The organism is Corallococcus sp. Z5C101001 (genome assembly GCF_007352635.1).
Lineage (GTDB): Bacteria > Myxococcota > Myxococcia > Myxococcales > Myxococcaceae > Corallococcus > Corallococcus silvisoli.
Genome location: NZ_VKLU01000025.1, coordinates 41,065 through 58,583, shown reverse-complemented (window position 1 = coordinate 58,583; position 17,519 = coordinate 41,065). Strand labels below are relative to the sequence as shown.

The 17,519-nt window shown below is 72.0% G+C and carries 13 protein-coding genes; 6 read left to right on the top strand and 7 right to left on the bottom strand.

All coding sequences use genetic code 11. The annotated features are described in order from the left end of the window. Nucleotides 1–4,353 (top strand): non-ribosomal peptide synthetase (locus FOF48_RS35390; RefSeq protein ID WP_143909287.1); only part of this gene is annotated, 4,353 nt, incomplete at its 5' end. Between the two features lie 14 nt (nt 4,354–4,367). Here the strand turns inward: FOF48_RS35390 and FOF48_RS35385 are convergent. Continuing rightward, complete coding sequence (locus FOF48_RS35385; protein ID WP_143909285.1) at nt 4,368–4,643, bottom strand: hypothetical protein; 276 nt, start codon at nt 4,641–4,643, stop codon at nt 4,368–4,370. 12 nt (nt 4,644–4,655) lie between these two features. After that, nucleotides 4,656–8,339 (bottom strand): type I polyketide synthase, encoded by a 3,684-nt coding sequence (locus tag FOF48_RS35380; protein ID WP_143909283.1) that lies wholly within the window; start codon nt 8,337–8,339, stop codon nt 4,656–4,658. 113 nt (nt 8,340–8,452) lie between these two features. Here FOF48_RS35380 and FOF48_RS35375 point away from each other — a divergent pair, with 113 nt between their 5' ends. The 3 genes from FOF48_RS35375 to FOF48_RS35365 all read left to right on the top strand — a co-directional run bounded on the left by FOF48_RS35375 (nt 8,453) and on the right by FOF48_RS35365 (nt 10,212). Further along, complete coding sequence (locus FOF48_RS35375; protein ID WP_143909281.1) at nt 8,453–8,713, top strand: phosphopantetheine-binding protein; 261 nt, start codon at nt 8,453–8,455, stop codon at nt 8,711–8,713. Nucleotides 8,714–8,800: 87 nt separating this feature from the next. Next, nucleotides 8,801–9,409 carry a 2,3-diphosphoglycerate-dependent phosphoglycerate mutase gene (locus FOF48_RS35370; RefSeq protein WP_143909280.1) on the top strand — a complete coding sequence of 203 codons (609 nt, stop codon included), beginning with the start codon at nt 8,801–8,803 and terminating at the stop codon, nt 9,407–9,409. A gap of 113 nt (nt 9,410–9,522) precedes the next feature. After that, complete coding sequence (locus tag FOF48_RS35365) at nt 9,523–10,212, top strand: DUF4476 domain-containing protein (RefSeq protein ID WP_143909278.1); 690 nt, start codon at nt 9,523–9,525, stop codon at nt 10,210–10,212. Nucleotides 10,213–10,222: 10 nt separating this feature from the next. Here FOF48_RS35365 and FOF48_RS35360 read toward each other — a convergent pair whose 3' ends face one another. After that, nucleotides 10,223–10,699, bottom strand: a complete 477-nt coding sequence (locus FOF48_RS35360) for a hypothetical protein (RefSeq protein ID WP_143909276.1) — start codon at nt 10,697–10,699, stop codon at nt 10,223–10,225. A 188-nt stretch (nt 10,700–10,887) separates the two neighbouring features. Here FOF48_RS35360 and FOF48_RS35355 point away from each other — a divergent pair, with 188 nt between their 5' ends. Then, nucleotides 10,888–12,360, top strand: coding sequence for a chondroitinase-B domain-containing protein (locus FOF48_RS35355; RefSeq protein WP_143909274.1), 1,473 nt, complete (start codon nt 10,888–10,890; stop codon nt 12,358–12,360). A 96-nt stretch (nt 12,361–12,456) separates the two neighbouring features. Here the strand turns inward: FOF48_RS35355 and FOF48_RS35350 are convergent, their stop codons facing one another. The 3 genes from FOF48_RS35350 to FOF48_RS36690 all read right to left on the bottom strand — a co-directional run bounded on the left by FOF48_RS35350 (nt 12,457) and on the right by FOF48_RS36690 (nt 15,007). After that, nucleotides 12,457–12,852, bottom strand: coding sequence for a hypothetical protein (locus FOF48_RS35350; protein ID WP_143909272.1), 396 nt, complete (start codon nt 12,850–12,852; stop codon nt 12,457–12,459). A gap of 46 nt (nt 12,853–12,898) precedes the next feature. Then, a complete protein-coding gene (locus tag FOF48_RS35345) occupies nt 12,899–14,017 on the bottom strand; it encodes a cytochrome-c peroxidase (protein ID WP_143909270.1) in 1,119 nt (372 codons plus the stop codon). A gap of 198 nt (nt 14,018–14,215) precedes the next feature. Then, nucleotides 14,216–15,007, bottom strand: a complete 792-nt coding sequence (locus tag FOF48_RS36690; protein WP_186002204.1) for a hypothetical protein — start codon at nt 15,005–15,007, stop codon at nt 14,216–14,218. Nucleotides 15,008–15,148: 141 nt separating this feature from the next. Here FOF48_RS36690 and FOF48_RS35330 point away from each other — a divergent pair, with 141 nt between their 5' ends. Continuing rightward, nucleotides 15,149–16,234, top strand: a complete 1,086-nt coding sequence (locus FOF48_RS35330; RefSeq protein ID WP_255443033.1) for an acyltransferase family protein — start codon at nt 15,149–15,151, stop codon at nt 16,232–16,234. A 10-nt stretch (nt 16,235–16,244) separates the two neighbouring features. On the opposite strand, the gene FOF48_RS35325 is transcribed toward FOF48_RS35330, so the two are convergent. Then, a complete protein-coding gene (locus FOF48_RS35325) occupies nt 16,245–17,429 on the bottom strand; it encodes a tRNA-uridine aminocarboxypropyltransferase (RefSeq protein ID WP_143909268.1) in 1,185 nt (394 codons plus the stop codon). Nucleotides 17,430–17,519: the final 90 nt, after the last annotated feature.

Below are 17,519 nucleotides of genomic sequence, written 5' to 3'. Positions count from 1 at the left end.
CTGCGCTTCCTCACCCAGCACCGCGTCGAACGGCTCTTCCTCCCCTTCGTCGCGCTCCAATCCCTGGCCGACGCGGCACGCACCGCCACGGAGCTTCCCCCTCTCAACGAGGTCATCACCGCGGGTGAGCAGCTTCAGGTGACTCCCGCGCTCGTCTCCTTCTTCGAGCGACTTCCAGGATGCGTCCTCGAGAACCAGTACGGCCCCTCGGAGACCCACGCCGCCAGCGCATGGCGCGCATCCGGGTCTCCCTCTTCCTGGCCCCCGCTGCCTCCCGTCGGAACGCCGCTGACCAACGTCCAGTGTTACGTCCTCGACGTGCGCGGCGGCCCCTGCCCTATCGGAGTCCCAGGGGAGCTGTTCATCGGCGGTGAAGGGCTCGCGCACGGCTACCACGCTCGCCCGGACCTGACCGCCGAACGCTTCATCCCCTCCCCCTTCAGCTCCACGCCGGGGGCTCGCCTCTACCGCACGGGCGACAAGGCGCGCTGGCTCGCGGATGGGCAACTGGAGTTCCTGGGCCGCCTCGACGGCCAGGTGAAGCTGCGCGGCTTCCGCGTCGAGCTGGGCGAAGTGGAAGCCGCCCTCCGCGCCCTCCCTGGCGTCCGCGACGTCGTCGCCCTTGTCCGCGAGGACACCCCGGGCTCCAGGCGGCTCGTGGCCTACGTCGTCCACCCCGAAGCCTCCTTCTCACCCGAGGCGCTTCGCCACGCCCTCGCCCGGCGACTGCCCGAGTACATGCTGCCCTCCGCGCTCGTGCGCATGGACCTCCTCCCCCTCACCCCCAGCGGGAAGGTGAACCGCAACGGGCTGCCCGTACCGACGGAAGAAGCCATTCCCAGCACCACCTATGTGGCCCCGGTCTCCGCCGTGGAGAAGCTCATCGCGGACATCTGGGCGCCCTTGCTGGGCGTGGCGCGCGTGGGCACGCAGGACCACTTCTTCGAGCTGGGCGGTCACTCGCTGCTCGCGACCCAGGTGGCCTCCCGGCTGCGTGAATCGCTCCAGATGGAGTTGCCGGTGCGCATGCTCTTCGAGGCCCCGACGCTCGCGGAGCTGGCCGCGCGCATCGAAGCCCTGCGCCAGGAAGCCCGTCCCCGCCAGGCCCCGCCCCTGGTGCGGGTGGAGGCCGGCGAGTGCGCGCCCCAGTCATTCCCCCAGCAGCGACTGTGGTTCATCGACACGCTCACGCCCGGGGGGTTCGCGTTCAGCTTCCCGCTGTTCATCCGGTGCAAGGGGCCGCTCGACGTGGCCGCGCTGGAGCGCTCGCTCTCGGCGCTCATCGACCGCCACGAAGCCCTGCGCACGGTGTTCGCGGAGGTGGACGGCCAGCCCGTGCAGCGCGTCCTGCCCGAAGTCCCCTTCACCCTCGCCTTCGAGCGGCTGGACGATACACCTCCCCAGGAACGTGACGCCGCCCTCCGCCAGCGGGCCGAACAGCGCATGCGCCACGTCTTCAATCTGCGCACCGGGCCTCTGCTGACGGCGACGCTGGTGCGGCTGGACGCGGAGGATCACGCGCTGCTGCTGCTCATGCATCACATCATCACGGACGGCTGGTCCGCGGAGGTCCTGGGCCGCGAGCTGGGCGTGCTCTACGACGCGGCCACCCGAGGCCAGCCACCCCAACTGCCGCCCCTGCCCCTGCGGTACACGGACTACTCCCGCTGGCAGCGCGCGGCGTTGCAGGCGGACCTGCTCCGCGCGCAGCTCGCGTGGTGGAAGCAGCACCTGGATGGAGCCCCACACGCGCTGGAGCTCCCCACCGACCGGCCCCGTCCTCCCGTCCAGTCCCAGACGGGCGCGGCGTTCCTCATGCGCGTGCCCGCCGCGGTGGATGCGGCCGTGCGCGAGCTATGCCATCAGCAAGGCGTCACGTCGTTCATGGCGCTGCTGGCGGGCTTCCAGGCCCTGCTGTCGCGCTACAGCGGACAGGAGGACGTGGTGGTCGGCTCGCCCATCTCCGGGCGGAACCACCGAGAGCTGGAGGGCCTCATCGGCTTCTTCGTCAACGCCCTGCCCCTGCGCGTGAAGGTGTCTGGCGATGAGGGCTTCCAGTCCCTCCTGGCCCGCGTGCGCGAGACCTGCCTGGGCGCGTACGCCCACCAGGAGCTGCCGTTCGAGCAGTTGGTGGACGCCCTCCAACCTCCCCGCGACCTGAGCCGCACGCCTGTGTTCCAGGCCGTGTTCGCGCTCTACAAGGACTTCCCCGCCATCCCCCTGCGCGGGCTGGAGACCGCGCCGGTGCCCTTCGAGCCAGGACTCGCGAAGCACGACCTCACGCTCTTCGTGCGCGAATCCGCCATCGGGCTGGTGACGCACTGGGAATACAACACCGCCCTCTTCGACGAGGCGACGGTGGAGCGCATGGCCGGGCACTACGTGCGCCTGCTGGAGCAGGTGACGCGAAGCCCGGAGCGTCCGGTCTCGTCGCTCCCGCTGCTCTCGCAGGTGGAGCGCCACCAGCTCCTGGTCTCATGGAACGACACCGCGCTCGACGTGCCCCGCGACATGAACGTCCCGACGCGCATCGCGGAGCAGGCGCGGCTCCGGCCCGACGCGCTCGCGCTGTCTGGCGACCGCCAACAGCTGTCTTTCGGAACGATGGAGGCGAAGGCGAACCAGCTCGCGCACCTGCTGCGCCAGGAGGGAGTGAGGCCGGAGACACGGGTCGCCCTGTGCATGGACCGCACGCCCGGTTACGTGTGGGGCGCGCTGGGCATCCTCAAGGCGGGCGGGGCCTACCTGCCCATGGACCTGGCGTGGCCCGAGGCGTGGTGGCGGCACGTGCTGGCGGACAGCGGGGCCCCCATCGTCATCACCCGACGGGCGTTCGCGCCCCGCTTCGAGGACAGTGGGGTGCGCGTGCTCTGCCTGGACTCGGAGCCCGCGCTGGAGACGCAGCCGGACACCGCGCCAGACGTGCCGCTGGACGCGCGAGCGCTCGCGTACGTCATCTACACGTCGGGCAGCACGGGCCGGCCCAAGGGCGTGATGGTGGCGCATGGAGCCCTGGACAACCTCGTCGCGGGATTCCACGCCGAAGCAGGGATCACTCCGGTGGACCGGTCCTCGGTCGTGATGGGGCTCGCGTTCGACGCGGCCGTCATTGAACTCTGGCCGCCCCTCGCCCATGGCGCCAGCCTCCACCTGCCCCCGGAGGAGGTGCGCACGGAGCCAGCGCGGCTGGTGCGGTGGTTCGCGAAGGAGGGAATCACGCTCGCGCAACTGCCCACGCCCATGGCGGAGGCCGCGCTGGAGCAGCCCTGGCCCACGGGGATGCCCCTGCGCCGAGCGCACATCGGGGGTGACGTGCTGCACCGCCGTCCGGGGCCCTCCGTGCCTGGCCAATGGCTCAACTGCTACGGCCCCACGGAGAACACCGTCATCTCCACCTCCGGCGTCGTGGAGTCCGAAGCGCCGGACGGCGTGCTCCCCTCCATCGGCGGTCCGGTGCCCAACGTGCGGGCATACGTGCTGGATGGCGCGGGGCAACCCGTGCCCGCCGGGCTGTGGGGTGGGCTCGCGTTGGGTGGCGCCAGCATGGCGCGCGGCTACCTGGGCCAGCCCGCGCTCACAGCGGAGCGGTTCAGACCGGATCCGTTCTCGGGCGAGCCGGGCGCGCGCGTGTATCACACGGGCGATGTGGTGCGCTGGCTCGCGGACGGCACGCTGGAGTTCAGGGGCCGCGCCGATTCGCAGGTGAAGGTACGGGGCTTCCGCATCGAACTGGGCGAGGTGGAAGCGGCGCTGCTCGCCCAGCCGCAGGTGAAGGAGGCCGTGGCGAGCGTGCGTGCGGACATGCCCGGGCAGCGGCGACTGGTCGCGTACGTGGTGCTCCGCGAAGGCGCCACGCTCGAGGTGGACACGCTGCGGGCCACCCTGCGCCGGTGGCTCGCGGAGCACGCGGTGCCCTCCGCCTTCGTGGTGCTGGAACGGATACCGCTCACCGTGAACGGCAAGGCGGACCGCAAGGCCCTCCCCGCGCCGGACATGCACCGGCCCGACCTGAGCGAGGGCTACCGCATCCCGGAGGCCGGGCTCGAGCAGACGCTGGCGACGCTGTGGGCGCAAGTGCTGGGCCTGGAGCGGGTGGGCGCGAGCGACAACTTCTTCGACCTGGGTGGCAACTCGCTCCTGCTCCAAGCCGTCCACGCGAAGCTCGCGCCCTGGGTGGGTCGCGAGGTCCCGCTGGTGACGCTCTTCCAGTACCCCACGGTGCGCGCCCTCGCAGGACACCTGTCATCGCCCACCGACGCACCGCCCGCCGCATCCGCGCCCGACACGGGAGCCCAGCGAAGGGAGAACATGCGGCGAATGGCGCAGCGGCGAGGGCGGCCCGGCGCTGGCTGAGCCGGGTCGTCCGCTCATGAGGTTTGAAGGAAGGGGAACCAGATCCCCCGCCAGGTGACCACGCCGATGTTGGGGAGGACATGGTTGTCTTCAAGCGTTCTCACATCCACGTCCTCGGTGATGCGCGCGAAGGGCGGCAGAGGTATCCCCGGGAAGAGCTGCTCCTGGATGAGCCCGCGGGCATCGTCCAAGGAATAGGCGGTCACGCCGCAGCCCATGCCCAGCCCCCGCTGGCTCACGACGGCCTCCTTGGGGAATTCGATCCAATAGCGATGGAGGAGCGCTGACATGAAGGCCCTCCTTCAGGGAAGCAATGCCGCGAGCCGGGCCCCCAGGCCCGCGGCGTTCTCGCCGGTGAGCATCGACAGGTGATCACCCGGCACCGTCTCCACCCGGACCACCGCCCCTGAGTCCAACCACTCGAGTTCCACATGTCTTGGCATGTGCTCGATGACGGTCGCCGCGCGGAAGAACTGAAGGGTGCCCCCCTCGAAGCGAGGCATCCGGTATTCGCGAAGGGCCGTCATGTTCGCCTCCCAGACCGTCACGTAGCGCCGCTGCTGCTCGGGATCCATGGCAGCCGGCTCCCCGGCGAGGCCGACACCGCCCGCCCGGGCCTTCTGGACATCGCCGGGCCCCGGCGTGTCGAGCATCGCGCACAGCGGCACCTCATGGCCCTCCACCATCAACCGGCGCGCCATTTCGTAGACGACCGCGCCACCGAACGACGCGCCCACGAGGAGATAGGGACCCGCTGGCTGCAACGCGCGCAGGCCCTCCAGGTAGGCGGTCGCCATCGCGTCGACGGACGTGTGCAGCGGCCCGTCCGCCTCCAGGCCCCGCGCCTCGAAGGCATACGCCGTCCGGTCCACGTCGATGGCCTGCGCGAGCTCGCGATAGAACACGGCCTGCCCCCCCGCCGCGTGCACGAAGAAGAGCGGGGGCCCGCGCGAGCCCTGCTGGAGCAACGCCACCCCCGGCGGCAGGGATGGGGCCTCCTCGCGCCCTCCCAGCTTCCGGGCCAACAACTCCACCGTGGGCGCGGTCAGCATCTCCTTCAGCGCGAGCTGCTGGCCGAAGCGCTCGGAGATCATCGCCAGCAGGCGGAGCGCGATCAGCGAGTCCCCGCCCAGCGCGAAGAAGTCATCGTGAATGCCCACGTCCTGGATCCGGAACACCTGCTGGAAGCACTCGACGAGCCTCCGCTCCGTCCCATCACGAGGCGCCACACGCTCACCTCGCCGGGGACCGCGCTCTCGCGGGGAAGCCCCCGGCGCCCGCGACCAGCTCGTCTGGACTGCCGGAGCAGGGCCCCCTGCCCCCGGGCGTCGCGCGTCCAGCGGGACATCGTTCAGGCTGTAGTGCTCGCGGTCGAAGCTGTAGGTCGGCAGCTCCACGCGCCGGCGCCGCTCGCCCTCCCGAAGGCGCTCCCAGTCCATGTCCACTCCCGCGGCCCAGGCCTCGCCTTGCGCGGACAGGGCGCTCACGGGGGCATCCCCCTTCGTGGGCAGCGTGGCCAGCGCGGGCTGCGTCTTGCGCGCGGGGTGCTGCCGGGCCAGCGCGGTCAACGTCGTGCCGGGCCCCACTTCGATCAAGGCCCGGTCGCCCGACTCCAGCAGGCAGCCCAGCGCCTCCGAGAATCGGACCGTGTGCCGCAGGTGCCGGACCCAGTAGTCCGGCGACGTCGCCTCGCGCGCCTGCAACCACCGGCCGGTGAGGCTGGACACGACAGGCAGCGTGGGCTCGCGGAGCTTCACCCGGCCCACCTCGCGCGCGAAGTCCTCCAGGAACGGCTCCAGCATCGAGGAGTGCGCGGCACGCGAGTAGCGCACCCGCTTGTGCTCGATGCCCCGCGCCGTCAGCGTCCGTTCGGCGGCGTCCAGGGCCCGCAGCGGCCCGGAGAGGACACAGGTCTGAGGTCCGTTGATGGCCGCCACCGACACGCCCGGGCCCACGAGCGCCTCCACCTGCTCCACCGGCGCGAGCACGGACAGCATGCCGCCCGCGGGCATCGCCTCCATCAGCTGGCCCCGGGCGACGACGAGCCCCAGCGCCTCCTCCAATGTGAACACCCCCGCGAGGCACGCGGCCACGTACTCGCCCAGCGAGTGCCCCAGCAGCGCCTGCGGCTTCACGCCCCACGACAGCCACAGCTGGGCGAGCGCCCAGTCGCACACGAACAACGCGGGCTGGGACCACCACGGCCGGTCCAGTTCGGCGGACGCGGCGTCGAACCGCTCGGGGCCCGCGAACATCACCTCCCGCGGGTCCCCACCCAGGGGACCGCGAAGCCACTCCGCGCAGGTATCGATGGCCACACGGAACGCGGGCTCGCGGAGGAAGGACTCGCCCATGTTCACCCGCTGCGCGCCGCCCCCCGGGAACAGGAAGGCCACCCCGCGCGACTCCCCCACCTCGAGGACGGTGCGCACCCGAGAGGACGCGTCCGCCCCCCGCGCCCCTTCCAGCAGCGCCGCGGCCTCCTCGGGCTGACCGGCCACGACGAAGCGACGCCAGGGGAAGCGCGCACGTCCCACCTGGAGCGTGTGCGCGGCATCCGCGAGCCAGCCGGGAGCCCCGCCCGGGCCCGCCTCCTCGCGCAGCCGCTCCGCGAGCGCCGCGGTCATCCGCTCCAGCGCCCCCTCCGTCTTCGCGGACAGCAGCAGCAGCTCCTCCCCACGCCTGGGCGGATCCGCCTCGGGGAGGGCGGGCGCCTCCTGCAACACCACGTGCGCGTTGGTGCCGCCAATCCCCAGCGCGGTCACTCCGGCGCGCAGCGGCCGGGGCCCGTCCCACGCACGCGGGCTCGACACGACCCGGAAGGGGCTCTCCTCCAGCTCCAGCATCGGATGCGGCGCCGTGAAGTTCAGCGTGGGCGGGAGCGTCCGGTGCTCCAGTGACAGCACCGTCTTGATGACTCCAGCCACGCCCGCGGCCGAGTCCAGGTGGCCGAAGTTGCTCTTCACCGCGCCCAGGCCGCAGGCCCCCCGGGGGGCACCCTGGAACGCCTGCTTGAGCGCCGCGACCTCGATGGGGTCTCCCAGCGCCGTCGCCGTCCCGTGCGCCTCCACGTAGGAGACCTCCGCGGGAGACACGCCCGCCACCGACAGGGCTTCCCGGATCACCTCCGACTGCCCGTGGACCGACGGCGCCGCGAACCCCGTCTTCCCTCCACCGTCGTTGTTCACCGCCGTGCCGAGCACGATGGCGCGGATGGGGTCGCGGTCCGCCAGCGCGTCCGCCAGCCGCTTGAGCACCAGCACCGCCACGCCATTGCCCACCACCGTGCCCGCCGCATGCACGTCGAAAGGCCGGCAGCGCCCCTCCGGCGACAGGATGCCGCCCTGCTGGGCACGGTGCGCCGCCACCTGCGGCGTCCGGATGGACGAGCCCCCCGCGAGCGCCATGTCGCACTCCCCCGCGAGCAGGGACTGACTGGCCAGATGCAGCGCCACGAGCGACGTGGAGCACGCCGACTGCACCGTCATCGCCGGGCCCGTCAGGTCCAGCTCGTACGAGACCCGCGTGGCCAGGAAGTCCCCCGACAGCCCCACTGACGAAACCAGCCCCGCGGAGACGTCCCGCCCCCCATAGGTCGTGAAGCCCGCCCCCGCGTACACCGCCACGCGCATGGGCCGGCCCCGAGGGCCGTACCCCGCGGACTCCATCGCGGCCCACGCGCACTCCAGGAACGCCCGGTGCTGGGGATCCGTCTGCTCCGCCTCGCTCCGGGAGTACCCGAAGAAGGCCGCGTCGAACCCCTCCGGATCCGCCACCTCCCCCGCCGCGGTGATCCACCCGTCCCCTTGCGGCAGTCCCGCCCGCGCGCGCCCCGCCGCGTCCAGCCGGGTGATGGACTCCACCCCACCCGCCAAGTTGCGCCAGAACTGGCGGGCGTCCTCCGCCCCTGGAAAGCGCAGGGCCAGCCCCACCACCGCCACCGCCATGGGCACGCCGTCCGCGCCCACCTCGTTCGCGTCGTCCATGCCCCCAAGCCTGCCAGGGAATTCCGGAAACATGGGGATGACGGAGACCTCTGGACGCGGTAATTCTTCTTTTCTCAGTTTTCGGCCAATCCGCCCGGGAAGAGGAGTCCGCCATGAGCACGCAGAGCGCATCCCCCACGCCGATGGAGGCGAGGCTGGCCGGCTACTGGCAGGAGCTGCTGGGCGTGGACGCGGTGCGTCCGGAGGACCACTTCCTGGAGGTGGGTGGCAACTCGCTGCTGGCGACGATGCTGGCCAACCGCATCGAGGACGACCTGGGGCTCCAGGTGGGGATGGTGGACCTGTTCAACACGCTGAGCGCGGTGGCGGCCGTCTGCGAGCGGCTCCAGCAGGAGTCCCCGGCCACCGGATGACCGGCGTGGCCGGGAGCCAACGGGCCGGGCGGGTGGACGGGGCTTGCCTCTTTTCCGCCTCCCCCCGGTTGGGCTAGCAGGGAGGCCATGCCCATCCTCGCCCTCGTCCGTCATGGTCAGTCCCTCTGGAACCACGAGAATCGCTTCACCGGCTTCGTGGACGTGCCCCTCACCGAGCAGGGCCGCGGCGAAGCCCGCAAGGCGGCCGACGCCCTGAAGGGCCTGAAGTTCGACGTCGCCTACACCTCCGCGCTCAGCCGCGCGCAGGAGACGCTGTCCATCCTGCTGGACACGCTGGGCCAGCGCCCGCCGGTCATCCGCGACGCGGCCCTCAACGAGCGCCACTACGGCGACCTCCAGGGCCTCAACAAGGCGGACGCGGCCAAGGAGTTCGGCGAGAAGCAGGTCCACGTCTGGCGCCGCTCCTTCGACGTGCCGCCCCCCAACGGCGAGTCCCTGGAGATGACCGCGAAGCGCGTGCTGCCCTTCTACGACCGCGCCATCGCGGGCGACCTGCGCCAGGGCAAGAACGTGCTCGTCGTGGCGCATGGCAACTCCAACCGCTCGCTGGTGATGCGCCTGGACAAGCTGTCCGGTGAGACGGTGGTGGGGCTGGAGCTGGCCACGGGCGTGCCCCTCGTCTACGAGATTGGCGCCGACGGGCAGGTCGTCTCCAAGCGCGGCGCGACGCCCTGACGCCTCCCGCCGGGGGTCCGGGGCCGGCAAGGATGCGTCAATGGGGGGTTGAATGCCTGGCCCTTCGTCCCGTCAGATGGGGCGAAGGACGAACACCCCCAAGGATGCACACCATGAAGGCCCTGACCCTCGCTGTCGCGCTGCTCACCTCCGCCGCATCGCTCGCCCAGACCGCGCCTCGCCCGGAGGACAGCGTCAACGCCGCGGCCTCCGAGCTGCGCCGCGCGCCGCCCCCCGGCCACTCGACGCCGCGCCCGGTGCCGCAGCCCTCGCGCAACCTGGCCATCATCGACCGCGAGCAGATGGAGCGCCGCATCGACCGGCTGGAGAACGCGCTGCGCGACGCGATGTCCCGCACGCGTGACAACAAGGGCCGCGAGGGCATCCGCGCCGCGATGGAGGAGCTGGACAAGCTGAGCGAGTACATCGACGACGCCGCGCCCTACGGCACGGGCCTGCCGCCGCCGGGCAACATCCCGCTCCCGCCGGCGCCGCCGCCCCCGCCGCGTCCCGTCGCGGAGGCGCAGTTCCGCAGCATCTCCCAGGCGATGATCCGCGAGTCCAGCTCGCGCGAGAAGCTGCGCATCCTCTCGCAGGTGGCGCCGAACGAGAACTTCCTCGTGTCACACGTGCTGAGCCTGCTGGAGCAGTTCTCCTTCTCCAGCGACAAGCTGGAGGTGGTGCGCCTCATGCGGCCCACGCTGTTGGATCCGCAGAACGGCTACCAGCTGTACCAGGCGTTCGCGTTCTCCAGCGACAAGGCGAAGCTGCAGACCATCCTGGATAGCGGCGGGCGCTACTAGGCCATCCGCCTCACCTGGAGAGCGCGGCCCAGATGGACCGCGCCTCCGGGGAATCCGCCGTACCGTGCATGCTCGCGATGACGTGGCCCCGAGCATCGAGCGCCAGGACATAGGGCGTATGGCTGGGAGCAAGGTCCAGCACCTTGCCCATGTCGCCGTTCTTGTCGAGCCAGGTGTCCTTCCAGTAGGCCCGGGGCACCTGCTCCTTCGCCTTGCCGCGCGCGGTGCCCTCGCTGACGAAGAACGGCAGATGGAGGGTGATGAGCGACTGGCGGTGCACGGACTTCGGCATCCGCCGGTCCGCTTCCGCGAACCACTGCCGCATCCCGGCGCCCGCGTCCTTGTCGGTGATGATGACCACCAGGGCGGGCCGCCCCTTCAGCTCGTCGCTCGCGTGCGGGCCGGAGGTCAGGTCGCGCGCGGAGAACTCCGGAAGGGGCGCTCCCCGCGCAGGCAGGGCGAACGCCGAGGGCGACGCCAGCAGCATCCCAGCCAGCCCTGCCGCCGTGATGAGGGGACGTCCCCGCCGCGAGAGTCTGGGATGGCATGACATGGCAGGAGAGATGTCCACGCGGGCGCCGGTTCCCTAGCGGCCAGAGTGCCTGGGCCCGTCAGGCCGCCTGCCTTCCTGGGGAATCCGCTAGGGTCGCTGCACCCCTTCCCCCGGGAGTCCCCATGCGAAGTGTCCCCCTCGCGCTGCTCCTGCTGCCCCTCACGGCCAGCGCCGCGCAGAAGAGCGTCTCCTCCGTGGACGGCCTCCAGGCCGCGCTCGCCACCGCGAAGGCCGGAGACGACATCGTCCTGGAGGACGGCACGTACACCGTCAACGCGAACCTGGGCTGCTCCGCGGAGGGGACCCAGGACCAGCCCATCACGGTACGCGCGCGCAACCGCCACGCGGCGCTCATCCGCTTCAACGCGGTGGAGGGGTTCAAGGTGTCGGGCCGGTACTGGACCTTCGACAGCCTCACGGTGGAGGGCATCTGCGCGCGCGACGAGGACTGCGAGCACGCCTTCCACGTCACCGGCCACGCGGAGGGGTTCGTCCTGCGCGACAGCCGCGTGCGCGACTTCAACGCGCAGCTCAAGGTGAACGCGGCGAAGAACGCCAGCGGCGTCTGGGAGATGCCCCACCGGGGCCTCATCGAACGCAATGAAATCCACGACACGCACGCGCGGGCGACCGCCACGCCGGTCACCAAGCTGAACATCGACACCGGTGACGACTGGGTGGTCCGCGACAACGACCTGCATGACTTCTCCAAGCAAGGCGGCATCGCCTATGGCGCCTTCATGAAGAGCGGCGGCAAGCGGGGCCTCTTCGAGCGCAACCGCGTGGTGTGCGTGAAGGACTCGCCCGGGGGAGACACGCGCATCGGGCTGTCCTTCGGCGGAGGTGGCACGGCTCCGGAGTTCTGCGCGCCGGCCTTCGACGCGTCCGTGCCGTGCACGCCGGAGCACTCGGACGGAGTGCTGCGCAACAACATCGTCGCGAACTGCTCGGACGTCGCCGTCTATCTGAACAAGGCCGCGAACACGCGAGTGCTGTTCAACACGTTCATTGGCACCACGGGCGTGGACTTCCGCTTCGCGGCCACCACGGGCGAGGCCCACGGCAACGTGCTGTCGTCCGCCATCCGCACCCGCGACGGCGCCAGCTTCACGGCGGGCACGAACCGGGCGAACGTGGACACCGCCACCTGGACGTCCTGGTACGTGGCACCGCTCCAGGGGGACCTGACGCGAAAGGGCGACGTGTCCTCGCTGATCGGCGCGGGCACGAGGAACGCCCTGGTGACGGATGACTTCTGCGCGCGGCCCCGGCCCACGGTGGCCGCGTCCACGCTGGGCGCGCTGGAGCACTCGCTGGGGGACTGCACGACGGGCACGGCCGACGCGGGCACCGGCGGCGACGCGGGCACCGGCGTGGATGCGGGCACCGGCGTGGATGCGGGCACCGGCGCGGACGCAGGCACGGCCGACGCGGGCACCGGCGCGGATGCGGGCGTCGCGGATGGAGGGACGGGGCCCGTGAAGGACCTGGAGGTCGAGGGCGGCTGCAGCACCAGCTCCGGGCTGCTGCTTCCCGCCCTGCTCATGCTCCTGCCGCTGGCCTCGCGTCGGCGCTCGCGTCCCACGCGTCAGTGACGCGGGGGCGGGCCCCACGCAGCCATGAGGACAGGCGCGGGCACCGGCCCCGCGAGGAGCCGGCCTCTTCACCGCGCCCGTCACTGGAACGGGCGCTCAGAACGCGGTGGAGACGAACAGGCCCGGGCGGATGGCCAGGATGCCGCCCACGATGAACGCCAGCGACACCAGGGTGCCCACCAGCGGCAGCACGTAGCCCGGCGGCGTCCGGCGGCGGTTCGCGGACAAGGGGCCCTGGATGGCCCCCACCGCGAGCACCATCATCACGATGTGGCCGATGAGCGCCGGGTAGTACCCGCGCGTCACGAGCACCAGGATGCCCACCAGCATCTGCAACTGCACGAAGCCGGAGTAGGACGCGCCGATGATGCGCCCCACCTTGTCGAACGGCCGCTTCGTGGCGACCGCGAACGCGAAGTACGCGAGCGCGATGACGCCGGACAGCAGCACCAGGTAGCGAAGGCCCGAGTGGAGATGGAAGAAGAAGGTCATGGGCTGGAGGATCTAGCACCCGCGGGGTGGGACGCGACGTTTCACGCTACGACGGATCCGGCTTGGGCGTGCGTTTCGTGCTGGGGGGCAGGGGCGGCGCGGCGATGCGCTCCGTGGGCGGGAGCTCCCCGGTCAGGCTCTTCAGGAAGGCCACCAGGTCGTCCACCTCCCCGTCCTTCAGCGTGCGCCCCAGCTGGTAGCGGCCCATCAGGCGCACCATCGAGGGCAGGTCCTTCACGCTGCCGTCGTGCAGGTAGGGCGCGGTCTTCTCCACGTTGCGCAGGGTGGGCACGCGGAAGTAGCCCCGGTCGTCCTCGTTCTTCGTCGCGTCGAAGCGGCCCGCGTCGGTGAGGTTCGGATACGCCTCCACCAACCCCAGCTTCTGGAACGACGCGCCGCCCACCGCCGGGCCGTTGTGGCAGGTGGTGCAGCCGGTGGTGACGAAGGCCTCCAGGCCGCGCTGCTCCTGCGCGGTGAGGGCGGCGTGCTCGCCCGAGAGGAAGCGGTCGAAGCGCGAGGGCGTGGTGAGCGTGCGCTCGAAGGCGGCCAGGGCCCGGGCCGCGTGGGCCAGCGTCACCGGCCGGGCCTCCTTGGGGAAGGCGGCGCGGAAGCGCGCGGTGTACTCGGGCATGGAGGAGAGCGTGACCTCGACGCGCTTCGCGTCCGGCATGGCCATCTCCACCGGGTTCATCATCGGGCCTTCGGCCTGGGCCTCCAGCGTCGCGGCGCGGCCATCCCAGAACTGCGCGATGTGCCGGGCCGCGTTGTAGACGGTGGGCGAGTTGCGGCTGCCCTTCTGCCCCCGGTGGCCGTCCGACAGCGCCTTGTTGTCCACGCCGAAGGTGTCGAGCCCATGGCAGCTGTTGCAGGACACGTCGTGGTTCTTCGACAGCCGGGGCTCATGGAAGAGCATGCGCCCCAGGGCCACCTGCGCCTCGGTGTCCACGGGCAGCGGCGCTTCCCCGCGCGGCGCCTGGAAGAAGTGCGAGGCCAGCTTCGCCACCGCCGCGGCGTCCGGCGCCGCGGGCTTCACCGCGGGCGCCTCCGGCGCGGTCGGCGTCACGGGCGGGGCCTCGCGGGCTTCAGGAGCGCGCTCACAGCCGGGGAGCGGGCCCAGGCCCATGACGGAGAACGTGAGGCCAAGGAGCAGTCGATTTCGCAGCACGTGGGGAGCCTTCCGCGAGCGACACACAGCGGGGCGCACCGTACCAGCGCCCTGGCGGGTGGGCGCCGGGGCAAATCGCCGCACCCACCCTCCTGGCTTTCCCATTCCATCAGTCCAGCAACGCCTGCCCGGGCAGCGGCCCGGCGGACAGAGGGCGCTTCCCTGCGGAACACCCCTGGCGCCGCTACCCCTTGTCCATCACGGTGCCGGCGACGACAGGCCGGGCGCTCGGAGCGGCGCATCCGCCTGGAAGCGGTGCGCCTCGGAGGACGACGGATGCAGGACGACGACACGGGCGACAAGGGGCGCGAGGTGGAGGTGCTCGTCTGCCGCAAGTGCCTGACGAAGAGCGCCCGGGGTGGCGGTCAGGACCTGCCGCGCTGGCTCCAGGGCGAGCTGGCCGGGCGCGGACTCGGGGGACAGGTGCGCGTCATGCCCACCGGATGCATGAACCAGTGCCCGCGCGGGCAGGTCACCGTGCTCGTCTCCGACACCGATGATCCCGAAGGCCGCATGCTGCTCGTGGAGCCGCGCCTGCAGCGCGACCTGCTCCTGAAGTTCGTGGAGCGCCGCGCCCGTCCGGACGCGCCCGCGACCGCCGCGAGCGCTTCCGGCGACGCTGGGGGGCGGAGGCAGGAGCACCTCGGTGATGAAGCGGTCCACGAGGAACGCGGCCAGTAGCCCCGTGGCGGTGCCCGCCGTGTCCCACGCCAGGTCCTTCATGGAGAAGACCTTGCCGCGAGCGCGGTCGTACACCTCCTTGCCGACCCCCACGCCCAAGCCCAATCCCACGCCCGTGAGCGCCCGCGCGCCCGGCGAATCAAAGAGGACCGCGCCCGCGCCATAACCCACGCCCGTGACGGCCAGACACGCCGCGAAGTGCTTGGGCTTGTCACTGCCAAACCAGTCATCCCCTGACGCGGCATGGGCGGCAGGCGGGACGGCGAGGAGTCCGAGGGCGGCGGTGGCGAACGCGGTGCGAATGGACATGCATCCATCCTGTAGCATCCCCCTCGCGGGGTGCGACCTGGGCTGAGAGTGAAATCCGGGGTCTTTTCCGCGCCTGCCGACCCCCACGGTTGGTGCGTTTTGGAGACGAGGCCCGCGGGTGGGCTTATGCTCGGTGCCGCTTTGAACGGATTCGGCCCCGCGCTCAGCTTCCGGCAGACCCGGCACCCCGCGCTCGATGGCGCACGGGGTCTGGCGGTGCTCGCCATGGTGATGGGGCACACGCTGGATGCGCTGCTGGCGCCCGCGCTCCGCGACCACCCGTGGGTCCAGCAGTACTGGAAGCTGCGCGGCATCACCGCGCCGCTGTTCCTGCTGGTGAGCGGCTGGGCGGTGGTGATGGCGCTGGGCACGAAGCCGGGCGCGGCGAAGGACTCCTTCGGCCGCCGGTTCCGCCGGGCGCTCCTGCTGCTGTTCCTGGGCTACCTGCTGCACTGGCCGGGCTGGGGCGCGGTGCGCGACCTGGGCTTCTCCGACGCCATGCTGGGCAAGGTCTTCCAGTTCGACGCGCTCCAGTGCATTGGCGCGTCGCTGCTCCTGGGCGCCGTGGCGCTGGTCCTGACGCCGCACCAGGGCGCGCGGGCGCTGCTGCTGAGCGGACTGGCCGTGGGCATCCCGCTGGCGAGCGCCGTGCTGTGGCAGGCGGGCGCGCACCTCCCGGTGCCGGTGCAGCAGTTCATCGGCAATGGCGAGGGCAGCCGCTTCCCCTTCTTCCCCTGGGCGGGCTTCTTCTTCGCGGGCGCCTTCGCCGCCCACGGCCTGCACTTGTTGAAGCCGGGCCCGGCCCAGGGCTTCGCGCTGCTGGCGCTGGGTGGAGCGCTGCTGGGGGTCACCCACTGGGTCCCCGTCGAGTGGACGCCCACCAGCCCCACGATGGTGATGTACCGCGTGGCGCAGGGCCTGTTGGTGCTGGGGGCCGTGAACCTGCTGCCGCGGCGGCTGAGTGGCGCGCTGGCGCCGCTGGGGCGCCTCTCGCTGTGGATCTACGTGCTGCACCTGCCGGTGGTGTACGGCTGGGCGGACATCGCGGGCCTCTCGCAGCGCATCGGGCCCCGGCTGGGCATGGCGGCGGCGCTGGGCGTGTCCGTGGCCCTGCTGGCGGGCTGCTACCTCATCGCCCGGTTCGGGCGCTGGGTGCGCGAGCAGGCCCGGCCCTGGCGCTCCGGTTCGACGACGCTGGACGTCAGCAGCGCCCGCATGGGCCCGTAGGGCTCCGGCCTCAGCGCTCGGTGCCGGTGCGGGGCAGCTTCGCGGGCGGCTGGGTGGCGTTTCCACGGGCCACCAGCTCGCGCACCACGGACTCCAACGCGCTGATGCGCCGCCCAGCGCGGCCCCGGGCCCACGTCCCCACGTCCGGAGACTTGAGCAGCGCCACCGCCTGCTCCACGCCGCCCGCCTTGCCCTTGAGGGCCCGCGCCGCGGCGAGCCGCACGTTGCGCGCGGGCCTGCGCGACAGGCCCCCCGCCCAGAGCAGGTCCAGGGCGAACGTCGTCCACACCGTCAGCTCGTCCTCTGGCCGCAGGAACGCCTCGAAGCGCGCGAGCGCCTCCGCGCGCGGCTCACCGGCGAGCAGCGTCTCCTCCGGCAGCTCGACGTGCAGCGACGTGCTGTGCGCGAGCGGCTGCTCCGGCGCGATGACCGCCTCGAAGCGCTCCCCGGTGGTGAGGCGGCACGCGACCAGGTGCACCAGCTCCGGCGCGATGGCCGCCTCCAACGGGTGCGCGTTCGCCTCCGCGTAGAAGAGCACCAGCCGGTCCGCGGCCTCCGCCAGCGAGCGCAGCTCCAGCGGCGGCCGCCACTCGCTCTTGTAGAGCCGGCGGCGGCCGGGCCCCGTGCGCGACTCCTGCCGGTCCAGCTGCGTGTCCACCATGAACTCGAACGCCCCCAGCATGCGGTCGAAGTAGTCCGGCTTGCCCTCCAGCTGCCCCAGGATCTCCGCGACCGCCTCGATGGTGGAGACGCAGTGGTCGGCGGGCTCCGCGCGGATGCGGTAGTTGCTCGGGCGGCGCGGCACGAAGCCGATGCGCGGCAGCGCCGCGAGCACCGGGTTGCGCATCACCACCTTCTTCGCCTGCGGCCAGGTGCCATCCACGACGATGAGCGTCTCCGGCGGGTTCGCCTGGGCCTCCTCCACGGAGATGGCGTCCTCGCCGGGGAAGAGCACCGCGACGCGCTCCGGGCGGCGGGCCAGCTCCTCCAGCCGCGCGTGGCCGGTGAAGTCCACGCCCCGGTGCAGCTCCGAGTTGGGCAGCGACAGGTGGGCCATGCGCGCGGTGCCAATGGCCACGCGCCGCTCCCGGGGGTGCTGGAGGAACACCACGCGCGTGCGCGTCTGAAGCTGGGGGACGTGCGCGCAGTAGCACGCGCTCTCGGGACGCAGACACCGGATGCAGAAGGAACGCACGCCCGGCCCTTTATCACGGCCCCGCGGGGACGGGCCGGGAGCACGCGCCCCCCTCTCCTGGGGCCGCCCCCTCCCCTGCCCGCCCGGGAA